Raw genomic sequence first — 18,208 nt, 5'->3', positions numbered from 1 at the left:
GACCTCTCCTTCCGGGTCATCCTCGGGCTTGACCCGAGGATCCATGAAGCATTGGCTGCCGGGTGGTGAGTGATGTAGATGCAGGGTAGGTGTGTGGTTCGCGCACGCGTTAAGGGCAAGGCATTGGCGAATTTCGAACATGGCGATTTTCACGGGCGGATCGTGAACAGTTTCGCGAGCCAGGGCGCGATGGAGATGCTTGGCGCGGAGTTGACGCGGATCAGCCACGGCGTCGTCGAGATCGAACTGCCCTTCGATGCCAAGCTCACCCAGCAGCACGGCATCCTCCATGCCGGCGTGATCGCGACAGGGCTTGAGACCGCCTGCACCTATGCCGCCTATACCATGATCGATACCGATGCCGCGCTGCTGACCATCGAGTTCAAGGTCAATCTGATGTCGCCGGGCAGGGGCGGGCGGTTTCTGTTTCGCGGCGAGGTCACCAAGCCCGGTACCAATATCATCGTCACCGACGGCAGGGGCTATGCGATCGGTGATGGCCCCGCAAAGCTGATTGCCTCCATGTCCGGCACCTGCATGGTGCTGCGCGATCGCGAGGGGTTTGAGGGCTGATGCGCGTTGAATTGATTGCCGGAAAGCGCGTGCTGTTCGTCATGGCCGCCGCCGCCGAATATGGCGACAGGCTGAAGAGCCGGATCGCGCCGCTGATGACCGGCGTCGGCCCGGTGGAGGCGGCGGTGCGGCTGACGAGAACGCTCGGCGCGCTGGAGGGCGGCGACGGTCTGCCCGACCTCGTGGTCTCGCTCGGCTCCGCCGGTTCGGCCACGCTGGAGCAGACGGAAATCTACCAAGCGTCCTCGGTCTCCTATCGCGACATGGATGCCTCGCCGCTCGGTTTCGAGAAGGGCCACACGCCGTTCCTCGACCTGCCGGCTGAGGTGGCGCTGCCGTTCCTCATTCCGGGCCTGCCGCAGGCGCGGCTTTCCACCGGTGGCAACATCGTCTCAGGCGCTGCCTATGATGCCATCGACGCCGATATGGTGGATATGGAAACCTTCGCGTTGCTGCGCGCAGCCCAAGCCTTCGATCTGCCGCTGGTCGCGCTGCGCGGCATCTCCGATGGCAAGGCGGAACTGAAGCAGGTCGATGACTGGACGCAATATCTGCACATAATCGATGAAAAACTGGCTGTCGCCATCGATCGGCTGGAAAGCGCCATTGAAACGGGCGCGATTCCCCTATAAGGCCGGTTTTTAGCTTTCACCGACAGGAAGGCCCCAGAAGTGACCCCAGAAATCTCCCATCCCGATTCCGTCCTGATCATCGATTTCGGCAGCCAGGTAACGCAGCTGATCGCCAGGCGCGTGCGCGAGACCGGCGTCTATTGCGAAATCGTGCCGTTCCAGAAGGCGGAGGAAGGGTTCGAGCGGCTGCAGCCGAAGGGCGTGATCTTCTCCGGCGGTCCGGATTCTGTGACGCGCGATGGTTCGCCCCGGGCCCCGCAGGCGGTGTTTGACAGCGGCGTGCCGATCCTCGCCATCTGCTATGGCCAGCAGACCATGTGCGTGCAGCTTGGCGGCTCGGTCGAGGGCGGTCATGCGGCGGAATTCGGCCGGGCCGATGTGGAAATCCTGAAGGCCTCGCCGTTGTTCGAAGGCATCTGGGAAGTCGGCCACAAATATCCGGTGTGGATGAGCCATGGCGACCGCGTCACCCGCGCACCGGAGGGCTTCGAGATCATCGGCGTCTCGCCGCACGCTCCGTTCGCCATCTGCGTCAACGAGGAAAAGCGCTATTACACCACCATGTTCCACCCGGAAGTGGTGCACACGCCGGATGGCGGCAAGCTGCTCGCCAATTTCGTGCACAAGATTGTCGGGCTGAAATCCGATTGGTCGATGGCGGCCTACCGCGCCGAGATGGTGCAGAAGATCCGCGATCAGGTTGGTGACAGTAAGGTCATCTGCGCGCTGTCTGGCGGCGTTGACTCCTCCGTTGCCGCCCTTCTGATCCACGAGGCGGTCGGCGACCAGCTCACCTGCATCCTCGTCGACCATGGGTTGATGCGCAAGAACGAGGCCAATGAAGTGGTCGCGATGTTCCGCGAGCACTACAATCTCCACCTCATCCACGTCGATGCTGTCGACAAATTCGTCGGCGAGCTTGAAGGCGTCGCCGATCCGGAAACCAAGCGCAAGATCATCGGCCGGCTGTTCATCGAGACCTTCGAGGACGAGGCGAAGAAGCTCGGCGGCGCCGACTTCCTGGGGCAGGGCACGCTCTATCCCGATGTGATCGAAAGCGTCTCCTTCTCCGGCGGTCCCTCGGTCACCATCAAGTCGCACCACAATGTGGGCGGTCTTCCCGAGCGGATGAATATGAAGCTGGTGGAACCGCTGCGCGAACTGTTCAAGGACGAGGTCCGCGTGCTCGGCAAGGAACTCGGCCTGCCCGATTCATTCATCGGCCGCCACCCGTTCCCCGGGCCGGGCCTTGCCATCCGCTGCCCCGGCGGCGTGACGAAGGAAAAGCTCGACATCCTGCGCGAAGCCGACGCGATCTATCTCGACGAAATCCGCAAGAACGGCCTTTACGACGTTATCTGGCAGGCTTTCGCGGTTCTGCTGCCGGTCCAGACGGTGGGCGTGATGGGCGATGGCCGCACCTATGAATATGTCTGCGCGCTGCGCGCCGTGACCTCCGTCGACGGCATGACCGCCGATTTCTACCACTACGACATGAACTTCCTGGGCAAGGCCGCCACCCGCATCATCAACGAGGTGCGCGGCATCAACCGCGTCGTCTACGACGTGACCTCGAAGCCGCCGGGCACGATCGAGTGGGAATGATTCAGCCCCATCCGAACGCCGCCAAATTTACGCTGATATACGACCTAACACGCTGAAAACAAAAATAAAATCATCCTATGCCTATCGACATCTATCGGTGGGCATAGATGGCGTTCGGCGGCCTCGCTGACGGGCCTCACCCCCATTGATCAACCGAAAAAACAAGAGTACCGTCAGGTCAACCGAGGCCAATGACGGTACTTTTTTCGAACTAATGCGCTGAAATACAAGCATTTTCGACGCCATCGACCTCCAAAAACCGCGTGACGGTACTTTTCCGCAAGGAGGCCCGAATTGTTGACCGATGCAGCACTTAAGTGTTTGAAGCCAAAAGCCAAAATGTACAAGGTCTCCGATCGTGACGGCATGTATGTGCGCGTCGCGCCGTCGGGTGCCATCTCGTTCAGGCTCGACTATCGGCTGAACGGCAGGCGAGAGACCATCTATCTCGGTAGGTATGCCCGTGACGGAATATCGCTCGCCAGGGCTCGGGAGCTATGCATCGACGCACGGCGCGCAATTGCCGAGGGGCGGTCACCTGCCATTGAGAAGCAGCGGGAGAAGCGCCGGATCAAGGAAGCGAAGAGTTTCGGTCAGTTCGGAGAGAAGTGGCTGACGAACGCAACCATGGCCGACAGTACGCGCGCGATGCGTCGCTCCATCTTCGAGCGCGAACTGATGCCCGTCTGGCGCAATCGTCTTCTGACGGAGATCACGCCTGATGACCTGCGTGCCCACTGCGGCAAGATCGTCGAACGAGGTGCGCCAGCGACCGCCATCCATGTGCGGGATATCCTGAAGCAGATCTACAGCTATGCCATTCTGCACGGCGAGAAGGTCGTCAATCCGGCCGATGACGTCGGTCCGGCCTCAATCGCTACCTTTACGCCGAAAGACCGCGCATTGTCGCCTGCCGAGATCCGCATCATGTTCAAGCAACTCGAGCATGTCGCGACGCTGCCAACGATCCGCCTCGGTATGAAGCTCTTCCTCCTGACCATGGTCCGAAAGAGCGAGCTGCAGGACGCGGTGTGGGACGAGATCGATTTCGACAACGCTGTCTGGACGATACCAAAGGAACGCATGAAGCGGTCGAAGCCGCACAACGTCTACCTGTGCCGACAGACATTGGACATCATGATCGCGCTCAAAACCTGCTCCGGCAACTCCCGATATCTTCTGCCGTCCCGGTACGACGCTGATGCTCCAATGTCCCGCGCGACCTTTAACCGTATCACCTACGCTGTCGTCGCACAGGCCAAGAAGGAGGGATTACCGCTGGAGCCGTTCACCGTGCACGATCTGCGGCGCACCGGGTCGACGCTGCTAAACGAATTGGGCTTTAACAGCGATTGGATCGAAAAGTGCTTGGCGCACGAGGACGGGCGCTCATCGCGCGGCGTTTATAACAAGGCCGAGTATGAAGTGCAGCGCCGGCATATGATGCAGCAGTGGGCGGATACTGTGGATGCCTGGATCGATGGCCGGAAGTATGCTCCCACGCTTTTGCCGCAAGCTATGCCCTTGATGGAGCTTGATCCTGCCCTTTGACGGGGCGGATTTTACGCTTGTTGACATCGGGGTGTTGGGCGCGTCGGATTGGCGCAGCCCGCCGTGCCATCAGCCAAGCCTCGACCTCGGCCAAGTCCCAAACGACGCAACGTGGCGAGAGCGCAAACCGGCATGGAAACTCGCCACGCTGCTCCATTTCATAAATGGTGCTGTCAGCCAGAGGGACCATTTCACGTAGCTGCTGGCGCCGAATCGTTCGACGAAAATTTGGGGGACCGCGGCAGCTGTCTGCAGGCGACAACGATAAGTCCTTCATCATCGCCTGTGCCCGGCATTCGTGTGGACAGCTTTCACCCAGTGCGGGCTCAGCATTGAATCGCGGGACACTGCACGAGCCCGTAGCGGCCACGTCGATATTCCATTTGAGCATATCGTGAAGCGAAAAACCAAGGCACCCCAGCTTCGATCTGTCCGCCGTTGACTGCGCAACGTGTAACGCTCACCCGCTTCACCCTACACGTTGGTTTTCACCGTATTCTGTTCGTGAAGCGCCGGCAATGTCGGTGTCAGGCGCCAGTAGGTCATGCCTCCTTGCGAACGCGATAAAAAGACCGCGCGCGGTCTCAGCGTCCACTTCGCCCCGCAGTGCGGCACGGCATGCATTCAGGGCGACAGAATGGCCCTTATCTCTGGATTGGGCAGGCCATTCCAGCAGATATCTGTAAGCGTCGATTACCGAGCCTATTTCCGCGGGGTAGCCGAGTCCCACAAAGATGGGTACCGGTTTTTTGAAGCAGTCTGTTTTCATTTCGGTCTCCCTTTTAATCCAAGCTTGCGGTATGCAAGCGCACCATCTGACCTCCAACCATTTCAATAGATTTCACGTCATCTTCAGCATGCCGAGATCCGTTTTCGGGTAAGGCCTTTCTAATATATTGAACCTTGTCAACGTGACTATGAGCAGCTGAGCGTTCAGGATCGCCGGAAATGTCAGAGCAATGTAAAACATCAACCGTTGATTGGGGGGGCTTTCTTCTCTTCTGCTGTGACGCATCAAGGCATAGAGGGAACGGGCCCGGCTGTCCGGACCCGTTCAGTAGACTCACGCCGTCGACCACGGACGATTATGGCCGAACCAGATACTGCTGGCGGCCACGATCACGACGACAATCCCGGCTATCAGATGTGCGCCTGTGGCGGCAGTCACGGCTGAGAAGCCGAGTGCCCAGGGGGCAACCAGCGCCCAAATGCCAAGTACGAGGTTGAGCCACTCTTCCACCTCATGGAAAGCGTAGAGTGCAGAGGCGGCGACAAGGGCGACGGCCGCGCCGACCACCCATGCGTTCCCGGCGGCATAGGTCTCTGCGGTGAAGCCGAGCAGCCAGGGTGAGATCAGAAGGCCAAGACCGGCAACGATATTGACGATATCGAAAGCCGTCCGGTAATTCGAATTCAGGGACTTTAGCATCGTTCATTTCTCCTCATCGGTTGGTTGCATCATCAATGGACCGCCTCGGTCGGCGAGGCGGCGGATGCGGCGGCAGCCTCCGAACCGCCGTCGCCGCAAAGATTGGACGTCGTTGACGGGGCCGGCAGGAGACGCGCTTCGGCCCTTTGGGGGAGCAGGAACGGCGCCAGTTCGTCCTCCTTGCACGCTCCTGCTGCGATCTCCTGCAATGCGAGATCGCTCGCATTCCGGTGTGGCAAAGCAAGTCTCGGTTCGGCGCCACGGTTAAGCGCACGAGTTCGCGCTGCTGCAGCAAGCACCAGCATGAACCGGTTAGGAATAGCCTTCTCACAATCAAAGATGACATATGGATCCATGGCTCACCTCATGCGGCGTTGCGATCGTTCATTGTATGAACTGGCCCGCTTTCGACGCCTCGCTCCAGCGCGAGCATCGCCTGCTCAACCTCGTAAAGGCGCGACGGCCGGTCGTTCTCCGGCATGCCTTCGTTGGTCGCCTGATCCGCCAGATATTCCGTCCAGGCCCAGTTCATCAGGATGGAACGCTTTGCGTCGAGCGATAGCGCCGGATCGCGAACGACGTCCATTGGGGCGAACCAGCTGGCCGGGCCGGACGCATCGTCGCGGTCTGCCGCGCCATCCATGGCCTGCCCGTACCTTTCCTGAAGTCGAGCAAGACCCAGCCGCTCCAAGGTCGCATCAGCAAAGGCATGGGATGGCCTAACCGATTGGCGACCACTCCTCTTCTTGGCCGATGCAACAGCCTTGTCTGCCGGCCGTTGCACGACGTAGGTCAGCCCTTCTCGCTTGGCATAGCGGATGGCGGATTGCAGTGTGGGGAATTCGAGTTCCACCTGCGCAAGTGTGTCACTGCCGCCGGTATAGCCCATCAAGGGTTCGACAAACGGCGCGGAGCGACGCTCGAAAACGAGCCGCCAGCCCTTTGTTCGCGCATTCCCTGAGGTGGTCACAGAACGCGACGGCTTGAAGATGCGCGCAACCGCGTCTTCCGGAAATGGCGAGCGTCCGAAGGAAAAGTTGCGCCGGTTGTCATTTATGGCGCGGACAGAGGCAGTTGGGGTTTCTATTTCTGGTTTTGTGTCTCTTGCAGTCTCCATTCTTCATCCCTCCCGGTTGGCGAAGGATACTGGCGGCCGCCAGTAGGCCGGCCGCCAGGGTTAGTTGAACCGATCAGCTCTTGATGGCGATGCGCTTGACCTGCGACTGCGCCTTCTCGGTCTTGGGCAGGATCACGGTCAGGACACCATTCTTGAAGTGCGCGTCGACCTTGTCTTCCGCGATCTCAACGCCGAGCGGGATGCGGCGCTCGAAGCGGCCATAGTATCGCTCGGAGAACTGACGATCCTTGTCCTCGTTCTCGGAGCGCTTCTCGCCCTTCAGCGTCAGCACGCCGTCGTTGAGCAGGACTTCGATGTCCTTTTCGTCAAGGCCTGGCACTTCGGCCGTCACCTTGATCTCCTTGTCGGTGTCGGAGATTTCAACGCTCGGCCAGCCGGTACTGAAGGCAGAACCGCTACTGAAGGTGGGCAGGCCCGAGCCGAAGCCGCGGAAAACATCATCGAACAGTCGGTTCACTTCGCGATGAAGCGACAGGAAGGGATCGCGGTCGTCATCGCGCAGGACAGTCGGAACCTGGTTGCCATTATTGCGGCCCCAGGGGATCAGATTACGAACACTCATGGTTTTTCTCCTTCTCATCTGTTGATTGGACAAGATCCGCCCGTGACGCCGGGCCATGGCCCGGCGCCCTGATTGCAGACAACGTCGTTTGAAAAATCAGGCGGCCTGCTTGTCCGCTTCGATCTGCTTCGTCTCGACCTTCGGCAGTGCCACGTCGGTCGAAATCGCGATCTGGCGAGGTTTCATCTCTTCGGGGATTTCCCGCTTGAGATCGACGGTCAGCAGACCATTGACGAGCCCTGCGCCCACGACCTTGACGTGATCGGCAAGCTCGAACCGGCGCTGGAATGAACGGCCGGCGATCCCACGATGCAGATACTGCTGATCGTCGTCATTCGCCTTCTGCCCGGCGACGAAGAGCATGTTCTGCTCTTGGGTAATCGTCAGCTCGTCCTGCGTGAAGCCGGCCACTGCCATGGCAATGCGGTAGTCGTCCTCACCGGTCTTGATAATGTCGTAGGGCGGCCAGTTGTCGATCGATTCGACACGGCTTGCAGCTTCAAGTGCGTTCAACATTCGGTCGAAGCCGATGCTTGACCGGAAAAGGGGAGAAAAATCGAGGTTTGTCCTCATAACCATATCCTCCTTACAAGCAACATGGATACAAGGAGACGCCAAGAGCACAGGGCGCCTCCTGGACTTGTCGATCCCCGATTGGGCGATCGAACAATAATCATTTAATTCAGTACGTTGCGGCTTCAAGAGGTTTTCGATAGCGGCATAAAAAAATTTTTGGCCCGTGGCGAAAAGATACTGCGTCCGTCTATTCAATCGTCTCTTGAAAGGAGCCCGACCATGTCAATCGCGCGTCAGGGTGTCGAGAAAACTCTGGCACCAGTGAAAGATGTCGTTGGTTCGCAATTTTTCCATCATCGCCTGCCAGCGTTCCACGCGCGCGTCGCGTGGCATCGAGAGCGCAACTTCGAGCGCCGAGGCCATGGAATCGAGATCATATGGATTGACCAACAGCGCGCTGTCGAGTTCACGAGCGGCGCCGGCAAAGCGCGAAAGGATCAAAACGCCCGGGTCTTCCGGTCTCTGCGCCGCAACATATTCCTTTGCGACCAGATTCATGCCGTCACGCAACGGCGTCACCAACCCGACCTTCGCAATGCGATAGAGCCCGGCCAGGGATTGGCGACCGAGAGACTGGTTTATATAGCGCACCGGTGACCAATCGACCGTGCCGAGTTCTCCGTTCACTCGGCCAGCCAATTCGGCGACCGCTTTTTGCATGGCCGCATATTCGGGCACGTTCGAACGTGATGTTGGCGTGACCTGCAACAGGGTTGTCCGCCCCATGCGCATGGTATTCATCTGCAGAAAACGATGAAATGCGTCGATACGCTGAGTAATTCCTTTGGAATAATCGAGCCGATCGACGCCGATCACGAGATCGCTGCCACGAAGGCTTGCCTTTGTGCGCGCAACCAGAGGGTCGTTCGTCGCGTCGCCTGCCACGCGCTCGAATTCCGCTGTATCAATGCTGATGGGAAAGGCACCGCAGCGGAACACTCTGCCATATGCGCGGCAAAGATCGTTGCCCAATAGCTCTCCAGCCCCCTCTCGCCGCAGGCATTCGGCGAAATTGTCGAGATCGTATCGGGTGTGAAAGCCAACCAGATCATAAGACGAGAGCCCCCGCAGGATCACGTCGTAGACGGGCATGGCAAGCAGGATGTCCGCCGGAGGCCAGGGAATATGAAGAAAAAAGCCGATCCTGTTGGCGCAACCGCGTATGCGCAATTCTTCCGCCAGCGGAATTAGGTGATAGTCGTGAACCCAGATGATATCATCCGGTTCGATCAACGGCATAAGCAGATCCGCGAAGAGCCGGTTAACCCGATAGTATCCGGACATCTCACTACGGGCGTATTCACTGAGGTCCAACCGACAATGAAAGGTCGGCCACAAAACCCGATTGGCAAAGCCATTGTAGTATTCGGCTATATCTTTCTTCGTCAGATCCGTGAGCGCGTACTCAATGTTTCCGATCCGCTGGCTCGAAAGCGAGGGTATATAAGTCTCCGCGCTCTGTTTGCCCGACCATCCCATCCAGAGACCATTATGTTTCTGCAGCGCTGAATGGAGCGCTATCGCAAGTCCACCTGGCGGAGGATTGCCGTTCTTGTCCGGTAGCGGGACCCGGTTTGAGACAACGATGAGCCGGCTCATCTCGAAGTTCCCTGACTGCAGAGCCTTGAGCAGGCAATAGAGCCCAGACGAGAACGCAAGTCGGCGGGAGAGTGCAATACGGTATCGGCCGACGTAATACCTGGTTCGCTGCCAACCCGGATTGCCGTGCCGCCCTCTTGTTTAGCTGCGACGAACATATCTTCGTCCGTAAGGTCATCACCAATTGCTATAGGCAGTCGGCCCGAAAACTCCGCGGTCTCCATGAAACTTTTGAGCGCATCGCCTTTATTTGCCTTTGCTGGCCGCAGTTCGATCACCATCTTGCCACGTTGGACGTACCAGTCATCACCGGCCACGCGCCGAGCCTCTTCCATCAACGCTTCTACTGCATGTTGCGCTGCGGGTGCCAGGCGATAGTGGAGCGCCACAGCGGCGCCCTTATCCTCGAAGATCACCTTTTCCGGCTCTGGCCGCCGCAACCTGAGCAGCGCTTTTGCCTCATTGAAGGGCTCTGATGACGCGGTCCCGTATCGGGTTCCATCCGCGAATCGCATCTCCGCTCCGTGAAGGCCGGCAACGGCAAAGCGTTGGGGGGCAAAAAACGCGTCAACCGTCGCGATACTACGTCCGGTCACCAGCGCAAGTGATCCCCCCAGATATCGGGATAGCGCAGCCAGATCGCGGCCGAGATCGTCGGGCACAGCAACTGCCCCCGGCGTCGGCGCGATATCCAGAAGCGTACCGTCGATGTCCAGAAACAGCGCGAAGCGCTCCGGCGAGGTCATGAGCCCTTCAAGTGGATCGGGCTGCTTGTTGCAAACATCACCCGAAGGACATGTCATGTGTGTCACGCACATCTTTCTCGTCCTCTTCTGTGGCGCGAAAGATGTAAGCGGCGTTTTGGCGCGTTCAATATCCCTCTGGCACTCCTCCTACCAGAGTGCCAAAAAAATATTCCACCTCTCTTGAAGCGAGCTCACCGCTTCCTAAATCTTCACCGGCTTCGCAAATTGCGAAGTGCTCATAACATTGTTGTCATTGATCGGAAGGAGCGTTTGCGAACGTATCCGCCTGAGCCTTGTTGGCATGTTCTGAATGGCGGTGCGACAGTGCGGGCGCAACGGCCCTACTGGTAGCATGCAAAATCTCCTGAAGAAAATGGCTTGGGGTGGCCTCAAAGGTGCCCGGGTCGAAGATCGCAAAAACGGTCTTTGATGTTCATGTCCGAACTTCGCTTCTTAAAGGAGGTTTTGATGAAAATCGCACAAATCGCACCCCTTGCCGAACGAGTTCCGCCAAAGCTCTATGGCGGAACGGAGCGCATTGTCTCCTATCTGACAGAAGAACTCGTTCGTCAGGGGCATGATGTCACGCTGTTTGCCAGCGGTGATTCCATTACATCGGCCAAGCTCGTGCGGTGTTCGAATTTGGCCCTAAGGCTTAACCCCGCCGTTCAAGACCCTATCCCCTATCACGTCATGATGCTGGAAGAAGTGCGCAAGCGCGCCGACGAGTTCGACGTCCTGCATTTTCATATCGATCTTCTGCATTTCCCGCTGATCAGCCCATTCGCTGGCAAGACAGTCACCACGCTGCACGGACGGCTGGACTTGCCTGATCTCAAACCTTTCTACGCTTCTTTTCCGGACGTGCCGCTGGTCTCGATTTCCAACGATCAGCGCCGGCCCATGCCCCCGGTCAACTGGGCAGGTACCGTCTATCACGGGCTGACCTCGGACGTCTTGCCGTTCGCCCAAAAGCCGGAGGGCGACTACCTCGCTTTCCTGGGACGCATTTCACCAGAGAAACGCCCGGACCGGGCGATCGAGATCGCCGCGCGCACCGGCATGAAGCTGAAGATTGCCGCCAAAGTCGACAAGGCCGATGAGGCCTACTGGCAAAACGAAATCGCACCCATGATCGAAAAGCACAAGAATGTCGAATATATCGGCGAGATCAATGAGACGCAGAAAGCCGACTTCCTCGGAAATGCGCAAGCACTTCTGTTCCCGATAGACTGGCCCGAGCCTTTCGGTCTCGTCATGATCGAGGCCATGGCCTGCGGTACGCCGGTCATTGCGTTTGAATGCGGCTCGGTACCCGAAGTCATCGACGACAATGTATCCGGCTTTATCGTCAACGATATTGATGAAGCCGTGGATGCCGTCGGCAAACTCGATCAGCTCGACCGCAAAACTGTCCGCAACACGTTCGACAAGCGTTTCACTGCAAGGAGGATGGCCAATGACTATGTCGACATCTACCGCTCACTCGTCAACAAATACAACAACGTCGGACAAATGCCGCTTCATGCTGCCAATGGAAATGCTGCCACCTTTGCCATCGGCGACACAGCCTGACCCTCGTCTGATAAAGGATTTTCAGCCGTGGATTCCGCGTTAACATTGACCGACAGAAAGGAGCCGGCCTCCGCCGGCTCCGACACCATGCCGACGAGCGGCGTTCCCGAGGCCGCGATCCGCTATGAACGCGGTTCGCGAACACTGAAACACGGCGACACATTCGCCGTGTTTGACAATAATGGTGATGCAGTTTCGTGGCCAGGCAACCCGGAGGGTGTGTTCCATCGGGATACGCGGCACCTGTCCTATCTCAGCCTGACGATCAACGGGCTCCATCCGTTGCTGCTTTCTTCAACATTGCGTGACGACAACGCTACGCTGAACTGCGATCTCACCAATCCTGACATTGTCATCGAGCCTGATGGCGACACGCTTCGCCACGACTTGCTACACATACGGCGGACACGGTTTCTTCTAAACGGAGTCTGCTATGAACGGCTTCTGCTGCGCAATTTCGATGACCGGGAACGCACGATCCGTCTCGATATTGCATTTGCGGCGGATTTCGCCGACCTGTTCGAAATACGGGGCAAGCCCCGCGCCAAGCGCGGGCAATCGGCCCAGCCTGAGGTGGAGGCTGATCGCGTCCGCCTTTCCTATCTCGGTCTCGATGGGCGAACACGTGCAACGATTCTGCGTTTCGGCCCCGAACCCTCGTCAATTGCGGGAGATCATGCCCGTTATCAGATAACCCTTGGGCCACGTGAAGCCCGCTCGCTCTTCATCGAGATTATCTGTGACGAGCGCAGTGAAGAGAAAACGCCACCCCGAAAGACATTTTTCTCCGCACTGCGTCGGGCGCGTCGAGCTCTGCGACGCTCGTCGGCTCGTGCCGCATCGGTGGTGACCTCCAACGAAATTTTTAATGAAGCCGTCCGCCGCAGCGTGGCGGACCTCTATATGCTCATGACCGACACGCCCGAAGGCCCGTACCCCTATGCCGGCATCCCTTGGTTCAGCACAGTCTTTGGTCGCGATGCGCTGATAACCGCCCTCGAGACACTTTGGCTCGACCCGGCAATCGCCCAAGGCGTCCTAAAGCATCTCGCCGCCAACCAGGCGGTTGATTTCAATCCAGAAGCCGACGCCGAACCAGGCAAGATCCTCCACGAGACGCGCTTCGGCGAGATGGCGGAACTTGGTGAAGTTCCCTTCCGTCGCTATTACGGCAGTATTGATTCGACCCCGCTTTTCGTCATGCTGGCGGGCGCCTACCTGCAAAGGACAGGTGACCTCGAAACCTTGCGTGGCCTGTGGCCCAGTATCCGCGCGGCGCTGGATTGGATTACCCGGTTTGGAGACCGGGACGGTGACGGCTTCGTTGAATATGGCGCCCTCACCGGGAAGGGTCTGGCCAATCAGGGCTGGAAGGACAGTCACGACTCCGTGTTCCACGAGGACGGCAGGCTTGCGACAGGGCCGATCGCCCTGGTGGAGGTGCAGGCCTATGTCTATGGCGCCTGGCGGGCGGCCGCGATCATTGCCCGCCAGCTGGGTAAGGACGATGACGCCTTGAGTTTCGACCGAATGGCCGAGACATTGCGCATCAACTTCGACAAAGCGTTCTTTGACGAAGAGCTGCAAACCTATATCCTGGCGCTCGACGGCGAAAAGAAACCTTGCCGCGTCCGCTCGTCGAATGCCGGTCATGCGCTGTTCACGGGGATTGCTTTTCCGGAACGCGCCGAGAAGGTCGTCCGGACCCTGATGGCGCAGTCATCTTTCTGTGGCTGGGGTGTACGCACTATTGCCGCCTCCGAGGCACGCTACAATCCGATGAGCTATCACAACGGATCGGTCTGGCCGCATGATAATGCGCTGATCGCTGCCGGTTTCGTGCGGTACGGCTACCGGGCCGAGGCAGCACGCATCTTCGAAGCACTGTTTGCCGCATCGACCTACATCGATCTCAGGCGACTGCCCGAGCTCTACTGCGGCTTCGTTCGCCAGCGCGGGAAGGGGCCTACGTTCTACCCCGTCTCGTGCATCCCGCAGGCTTGGGCTGCCGCAGCACCGCTCTTCCTGCTGGCGACAGTAATCGGTCTCGGTTTCGATCCACGCGCCTGCCAATTGACGCTGAACCAGCCTGTACTGCCATCTTTCACCGATGAAGTTGTGCTTCGAAACCTGCGGCTCGGTTCGGCATCGGTGGATATCGCTTTGCGCGGTACCCAATCGAAGGTGGTCGTTGACGTTCTCGAACGAAAGGGAGAGATCAAGGTGTTGACGACCAACTGAGAGCTTTGGCAGAACCGCCGCGGCCTTGGGCTCGAAAACGCTCCCAGATTTGTGCTTGGAGGCTCGGCCCGTAAACCAAGATCAACGTTTCATGCTTTTGCGGCGGAGTTCGGCTTTAGGTCGAAAAGGCTCTCGCCGAAGAAGCCGCGCTCTGCGCCATCCTTTCCACATGAACAGGAGGAAGTGTTGATGCCGATGACACGTGAAGAAGTTGAAGCCGTTCTGGGTCCAGTCGATGACGTGCTTGTCGCCGATCTTATTTCGACCGGTGCATCAGCCGAAGAGCTCAGGGAGGCGTGGGCATGGTTCAACAGCGATGAAGCGCTGATTGGAGCCGGTCGCCCTCTTCCCGGCTCACGAATCGGCGAATTGATCGACATGCTTGACGAAAGGGAAGATGACGGCGCCTGAGTGGCGACCGTTGCGTCTACCAGGCCAAGTCGCCGCGGCACGGGTCGCCGCGGCGATCTTCTTGTTCATTGGATCGAAATGACCCCGTCTACAGCTACCCAGTCCGACGGTTCAATCAGATGGTTGTGGGCAACTCGCACCGAATGGAGCGGTCCTTGCAGCGTTTCTGACCAGAAATCCAGGAAAGCGCAGAGTTCCGGAAAGTGCGGCGCCAGATCATAATCTTGCCAGACATAGAGTTGCAAAAGGCCGGGATGGTCTGGCATCCGATAATGGATCTCCGCCGTCGTCAGACCATATCCTTCCATCTGCATCAGGAATTCCCGGCTGACTTTCGAAATCACTTTATTCCATCCTCTTTAGACATGCATGTCTACGCCATGCTTTTTGTCGTCTCTGGCGCCCTGCAGTCGAGCCACGCACGGTCGTGGCTGTGCGTCCAGCCGCTGCAGCGCCTCCATAATGACGTCAAATGGGATTGGCTCAGGTGAGCCGGGTCGCTGTCGGAGCGCCGGGTTTGACTCGATAGCACAGGCATCGGAAACCCACGCCGCCAGAATCGCTCGTTTCTCATCCCGATGCAGTATCCGGCTTTTTAACACCTCGTTGGGATGAGAAAAATACTGCGCCGGTGACAACAACCGATCAAGATCCGGGTCTGTTGCGGACTGCAGCGATGACGGAATGCCCGTCAATTGCTTTCGCTTTTCCATCGATATTCTCCATCCAACATAACATTCTCACAAATATCAGTGACGGATTTGCGGAGCACATACCCCGCCGGAGAAGTGATTTTGGTATTTTCTTGAGGTGATTCAAGACAGAGCGACACTCGTCGGAACAAGAAATATTGTCAGAATTTCAGGGCCGTAGCACTTCGTGCCTCAGAGTGCTAATTTTTTTAACTCACCCTCTTGAAAAGATAAATTGGTGAACCCAGCTCATTTTCCGCGCATCGCCGAAAGGGATGCGCAAGCCCCGCTCCGGACCAACCGGTTTGGAGCGGAGGAACCTCTCTTTAAATCTGTTTGTCCTGAAGGAGAACGATATGACGTTCCGTCCACTACATGACCGCATTCTAGTCCGCCGCATTGAGGCCGAAGAAAAGACCAGGGGCGGCATCATCATTCCCGACACCGCCAAGGAAAAGCCGCAGGAGGGCGAGGTCATCGCCGTCGGCCCCGGCGCCCGCAACGAGGCTGGCAAGATCCAGGCACTCGACGTCAAGCTAGGTGATCGCATCCTGTTCGGCAAATGGTCCGGCACCGAGATCAAGATCAACGGCGAAGACCTGCTGATCATGAAGGAAAGCGATGTCATGGGCATCATTGAAGCCCAGGCGGAGCAAAGACAGGCCGCCTGAGCCATCCACCCTACGTTCATCAGTCAGATAGCTGCCTATTGAGGAGTTAAAGAAATGGCTGCGAAAGAAGTCAAGTTTCACACCGATGCCCGTGAACGCATGCTGCGTGGGGTCGATGTGTTGGCCAATGCGGTGAAGGTCACGCTTGGTCCGAAGGGCCGCAATGTTGTGATCGACAAGTCCTTCGGTGCTCCGCGCATCACCAAGGACGGTGTTTCGGTCGCCAAGGAAATCGAGCTGGAAGATAAGTTCGAAAACATGGGCGCGCAGATGCTGCGTGAAGTGGCGTCAAAGACCAATGATCTGGCCGGCGATGGTACGACCACCGCGACCGTGCTTGCTCAGGCGATCGTCAAGGAGGGCGCCAAGGCTGTCGCTTCCGGCTTGAACCCGATGGACCTGAAACGCGGCATTGATCTCGCCGTCGACGCCGTCGTCAAGGAACTCAAGGATAACGCCCGCAAGATCACCAGCAATTCCGAGATCGCGCAGGTCGGCACCATCTCCGCCAATGGCGATTCCGAGATTGGCCGCTATCTCGCCGAAGCGATGGAGAAGGTAGGCAACGAAGGTGTCATCACCGTCGAGGAAGCCAAGACCGCCGAAACCGAACTCGAAGTCGTCGAAGGCATGCAGTTCGATCGCGGGTACCTCAGCCCCTATTTCGTAACAAACCAGGACAAGATGCGGGTCGAACTCGAAGACCCCTATATCCTCATTCATGAGAAGAAGCTCTCCAACCTGCAGGCGATGCTCCCGGTTCTCGAAGCCGTCGTCCAGTCCGGCAAGCCGCTCCTCATTATCGCTGAAGACGTCGAAGGCGAAGCGCTTGCAACGCTCGTCGTCAACAAGCTGCGTGGAGGCTTGAAGATCGCTGCCGTGAAGGCTCCGGGTTTCGGCGATCGCCGCAAGGCCATGCTCGAAGACATCGCTATCCTTACCGGTGGCACCGTCATTTCCGAAGACCTCGGCATCAAGCTTGAAAATGTCACGCTCGAAATGCTCGGTCGGGCCAAGAAGGTCGCGATCGAGAAGGAGAACACGACCATCATTGACGGCGTCGGCCAGAAGTCCGACATCGAAGGCCGCGTTGCCCAGATCAGGGCGCAGATCGAGGAAACCACGTCCGACTACGACCGCGAAAAGCTGCAGGAACGTCTTGCCAAGCTCGCCGGCGGCGTTGCCGTCATCCGCGTGGGCGGCTCGACCGAGGTCGAAGTGAAGGAGAAGAAGGACCGCGTCGACGATGCGCTGCATGCTACCCGCGCCGCCGTCGAGGAAGGCATCCTGCCGGGCGGTGGTGTTGCGCTGCTGCGTGCTGTCAGGGCTCTCGACAATCTCAGTACGGCCAATCAGGACCAGAAGGTCGGCGTCGAGATCGTCCGCCGCGCGATCGAGGCTCCTGTCCGTCAGATCGCCGAGAACGCCGGCGCTGAAGGGTCTGTCATTGTCGGAAAACTGCGGGAGAAAAGCGAGTTCTCCTACGGCTGGAACGCCCAGACAGGCGAGTATGGCGATCTCTACGCGCAGGGCGTCATCGATCCGGCCAAGGTCGTCCGCACCGCGCTTCAGGATGCCGCTTCGGTGGCCGGCCTTCTGGTCACGACGGAAGCCATGATCGCCGAAAAACCCAAGAAGGAGAAGGCTCCGGCTCTGCCCGCCGGCGCCGGCATGGACTTCTAAGGCGATCATGGGTGGCCCGTCGCACCTGCAAGAGGCGGGCCACCTCACATCGTTCGGCTAGGTTCCGTCGGTCAAAATCAATGGAGCCACACTTTGATAAAGGAAGCGTCAACGCTTCGCCACCACTGGAGACCGCGGTACCATCAGCACCACTCAGCTGCTTCATTCTGCGATAACGTTACGAACATCCTGACATCCCACACGCAACAATCGGTAGCTGATCATTGCTCACAGCGCAGCGAACGGCAGGCCGGAGCCTATTCCTTCTCCGCTTGCGATGCGTTGGAAATTAATAGCCCCTGAGGACAACAGGGCGAGCGCTCCAATGGACATCGCCTCGCTTATCGAGACATGTAAGCTGAATGGCGTTGATCCGCAGGCTTATCTGACCAAGGCGCTCACCGCCATCGTGAACAGCTGCAAGTAGAGCCGGATCGACGAGTTGATGCCGCGGAATTATTCGAGTCCGCAAACGGCCAAAGTCTGAGCGGTCTATCCGAGAGGGCTTCCCGCTCTTCGTATTT

At 58.4% G+C, this 18,208-nt stretch carries 20 protein-coding genes and 2 pseudogenes; 10 read left to right on the top strand and 12 right to left on the bottom strand.

Features of this window, described 5'->3' with window-relative positions:
* Positions 1-78 precede the first annotated feature (78 nt).
* From V6766_RS11715 to V6766_RS11700, 4 genes are all read left to right on the top strand, one after another.
* Entirely contained in the window at positions 79-573 is a 495-nt protein-coding gene (locus tag V6766_RS11715) for a PaaI family thioesterase (RefSeq protein WP_448466590.1), read from the top strand.
* Complete coding sequence (locus V6766_RS11710) at positions 573-1,205, top strand: 5'-methylthioadenosine/S-adenosylhomocysteine nucleosidase (RefSeq protein WP_448466588.1); 633 nt, start codon at positions 573-575, stop codon at positions 1,203-1,205. The genes V6766_RS11715 and V6766_RS11710 overlap by 1 nt, the downstream gene beginning before the upstream one ends.
* Positions 1,206-1,244: 39 nt before the next feature.
* The gene (guaA, locus tag V6766_RS11705; RefSeq protein WP_448466586.1) at positions 1,245-2,810 is read left to right on the top strand and encodes a glutamine-hydrolyzing GMP synthase; all 1,566 of its coding nucleotides are present in this window, start codon (positions 1,245-1,247) and stop codon (positions 2,808-2,810) included.
* Positions 2,811-3,104: 294 nt separating this feature from the next.
* The gene (locus V6766_RS11700) at positions 3,105-4,361 is read left to right on the top strand and encodes a tyrosine-type recombinase/integrase (RefSeq protein ID WP_114215883.1); all 1,257 of its coding nucleotides are present in this window, start codon (positions 3,105-3,107) and stop codon (positions 4,359-4,361) included.
* Here the strand turns inward: V6766_RS11700 and V6766_RS11695 are convergent.
* From V6766_RS11695 to otsB, 10 genes and pseudogenes are all read right to left on the bottom strand, one after another.
* Positions 4,327-4,638, bottom strand: a complete 312-nt coding sequence (locus V6766_RS11695) for a helix-turn-helix transcriptional regulator (RefSeq protein ID WP_448466747.1) — start codon at positions 4,636-4,638, stop codon at positions 4,327-4,329. The genes V6766_RS11700 and V6766_RS11695 overlap by 35 nt on opposite strands.
* Positions 4,639-4,830: 192 nt before the next feature.
* The gene (locus tag V6766_RS11690; RefSeq protein WP_353390071.1) at positions 4,831-5,130 is read right to left on the bottom strand and encodes a DUF982 domain-containing protein; all 300 of its coding nucleotides are present in this window, start codon (positions 5,128-5,130) and stop codon (positions 4,831-4,833) included.
* Positions 5,131-5,424: 294 nt separating this feature from the next.
* Positions 5,425-5,790 (bottom strand): SPW repeat protein, encoded by a 366-nt coding sequence (locus tag V6766_RS11685; RefSeq protein WP_448466583.1) that lies wholly within the window; start codon positions 5,788-5,790, stop codon positions 5,425-5,427.
* Between the two features lie 32 nt (positions 5,791-5,822).
* A complete protein-coding gene (locus V6766_RS11680; RefSeq protein ID WP_448466757.1) occupies positions 5,823-6,029 on the bottom strand; it encodes a hypothetical protein in 207 nt (68 codons plus the stop codon).
* A gap of 9 nt (positions 6,030-6,038) precedes the next feature.
* Positions 6,039-6,095, bottom strand: a pseudogene (locus V6766_RS11675) (DNA-directed RNA polymerase subunit omega); the annotation flags it as partial.
* Positions 6,096-6,154: 59 nt separating this feature from the next.
* Positions 6,155-6,907, bottom strand: a complete 753-nt coding sequence (locus tag V6766_RS11670; RefSeq protein ID WP_448466581.1) for an NADH dehydrogenase ubiquinone Fe-S protein 4 — start codon at positions 6,905-6,907, stop codon at positions 6,155-6,157.
* 73 nt (positions 6,908-6,980) lie between these two features.
* Positions 6,981-7,490 carry an Hsp20/alpha crystallin family protein gene (locus V6766_RS11665; RefSeq protein ID WP_448466579.1) on the bottom strand — a complete coding sequence of 170 codons (510 nt, stop codon included), beginning with the start codon at positions 7,488-7,490 and terminating at the stop codon, positions 6,981-6,983.
* Between the two features lie 96 nt (positions 7,491-7,586).
* The gene (locus V6766_RS11660) at positions 7,587-8,063 is read right to left on the bottom strand and encodes an Hsp20 family protein (protein WP_292052152.1); all 477 of its coding nucleotides are present in this window, start codon (positions 8,061-8,063) and stop codon (positions 7,587-7,589) included.
* Between the two features lie 225 nt (positions 8,064-8,288).
* On the bottom strand, positions 8,289-9,665 hold the full coding sequence (gene otsA / locus V6766_RS11655) for an alpha,alpha-trehalose-phosphate synthase (UDP-forming) (RefSeq protein ID WP_448466576.1): 1,377 nt from the start codon (positions 9,663-9,665) through the stop codon (positions 8,289-8,291).
* Positions 9,662-10,411: a trehalose-phosphatase gene (gene otsB / locus V6766_RS11650; RefSeq protein ID WP_448466574.1), complete on the bottom strand. Its 750-nt coding sequence runs from the start codon at positions 10,409-10,411 to the stop codon at positions 9,662-9,664. Before otsB ends, otsA begins: the two co-directional genes overlap by 4 nt.
* Positions 10,412-10,879: 468 nt before the next feature.
* Between otsB and V6766_RS11645 the strand changes: the two genes are divergently transcribed.
* The 3 genes from V6766_RS11645 (at position 10,880) to V6766_RS11635 (ending at position 14,638) form a co-directional block, all read left to right on the top strand.
* Positions 10,880-11,986 (top strand): glycosyltransferase family 4 protein, encoded by a 1,107-nt coding sequence (locus tag V6766_RS11645; RefSeq protein ID WP_448466572.1) that lies wholly within the window; start codon positions 10,880-10,882, stop codon positions 11,984-11,986.
* Between the two features lie 87 nt (positions 11,987-12,073).
* Positions 12,074-14,227 (top strand): amylo-alpha-1,6-glucosidase, encoded by a 2,154-nt coding sequence (locus tag V6766_RS11640; RefSeq protein ID WP_448466745.1) that lies wholly within the window; start codon positions 12,074-12,076, stop codon positions 14,225-14,227.
* Positions 14,228-14,416: 189 nt separating this feature from the next.
* Entirely contained in the window at positions 14,417-14,638 is a 222-nt protein-coding gene (locus tag V6766_RS11635; RefSeq protein WP_112831519.1) for a hypothetical protein, read from the top strand.
* Positions 14,639-14,703: 65 nt separating this feature from the next.
* Here V6766_RS11635 and V6766_RS11630 read toward each other — a convergent pair whose 3' ends face one another.
* The gene (locus tag V6766_RS11630; protein ID WP_448466743.1) at positions 14,704-14,952 is read right to left on the bottom strand and encodes an usg protein; all 249 of its coding nucleotides are present in this window, start codon (positions 14,950-14,952) and stop codon (positions 14,704-14,706) included.
* Between the two features lie 45 nt (positions 14,953-14,997).
* The gene (locus tag V6766_RS11625) at positions 14,998-15,351 is read right to left on the bottom strand and encodes a hypothetical protein (protein ID WP_448466569.1); all 354 of its coding nucleotides are present in this window, start codon (positions 15,349-15,351) and stop codon (positions 14,998-15,000) included.
* 335 nt (positions 15,352-15,686) lie between these two features.
* On the opposite strand from V6766_RS11625, the gene V6766_RS11620 reads away from it, so the two are divergent.
* The 3 genes and pseudogenes from V6766_RS11620 to V6766_RS11610 all read left to right on the top strand — a co-directional run.
* On the top strand, positions 15,687-16,001 hold the full coding sequence (locus V6766_RS11620) for a co-chaperone GroES (protein WP_448466567.1): 315 nt from the start codon (positions 15,687-15,689) through the stop codon (positions 15,999-16,001).
* A 54-nt stretch (positions 16,002-16,055) separates the two neighbouring features.
* Positions 16,056-17,684, top strand: a complete 1,629-nt coding sequence (gene groL / locus V6766_RS11615) for a chaperonin GroEL (RefSeq protein WP_292052166.1) — start codon at positions 16,056-16,058, stop codon at positions 17,682-17,684.
* Between the two features lie 268 nt (positions 17,685-17,952).
* Positions 17,953-18,111: pseudogene (locus V6766_RS11610) on the top strand (transposase domain-containing protein); the annotation flags it as partial.
* Positions 18,112-18,208 lie beyond the last annotated feature (97 nt).

The sequence above is a fragment of the Martelella sp. AMO21009 genome, assembly GCF_053484295.1.
This window is presented reverse-complemented; position numbering and strand designations above follow the sequence as displayed.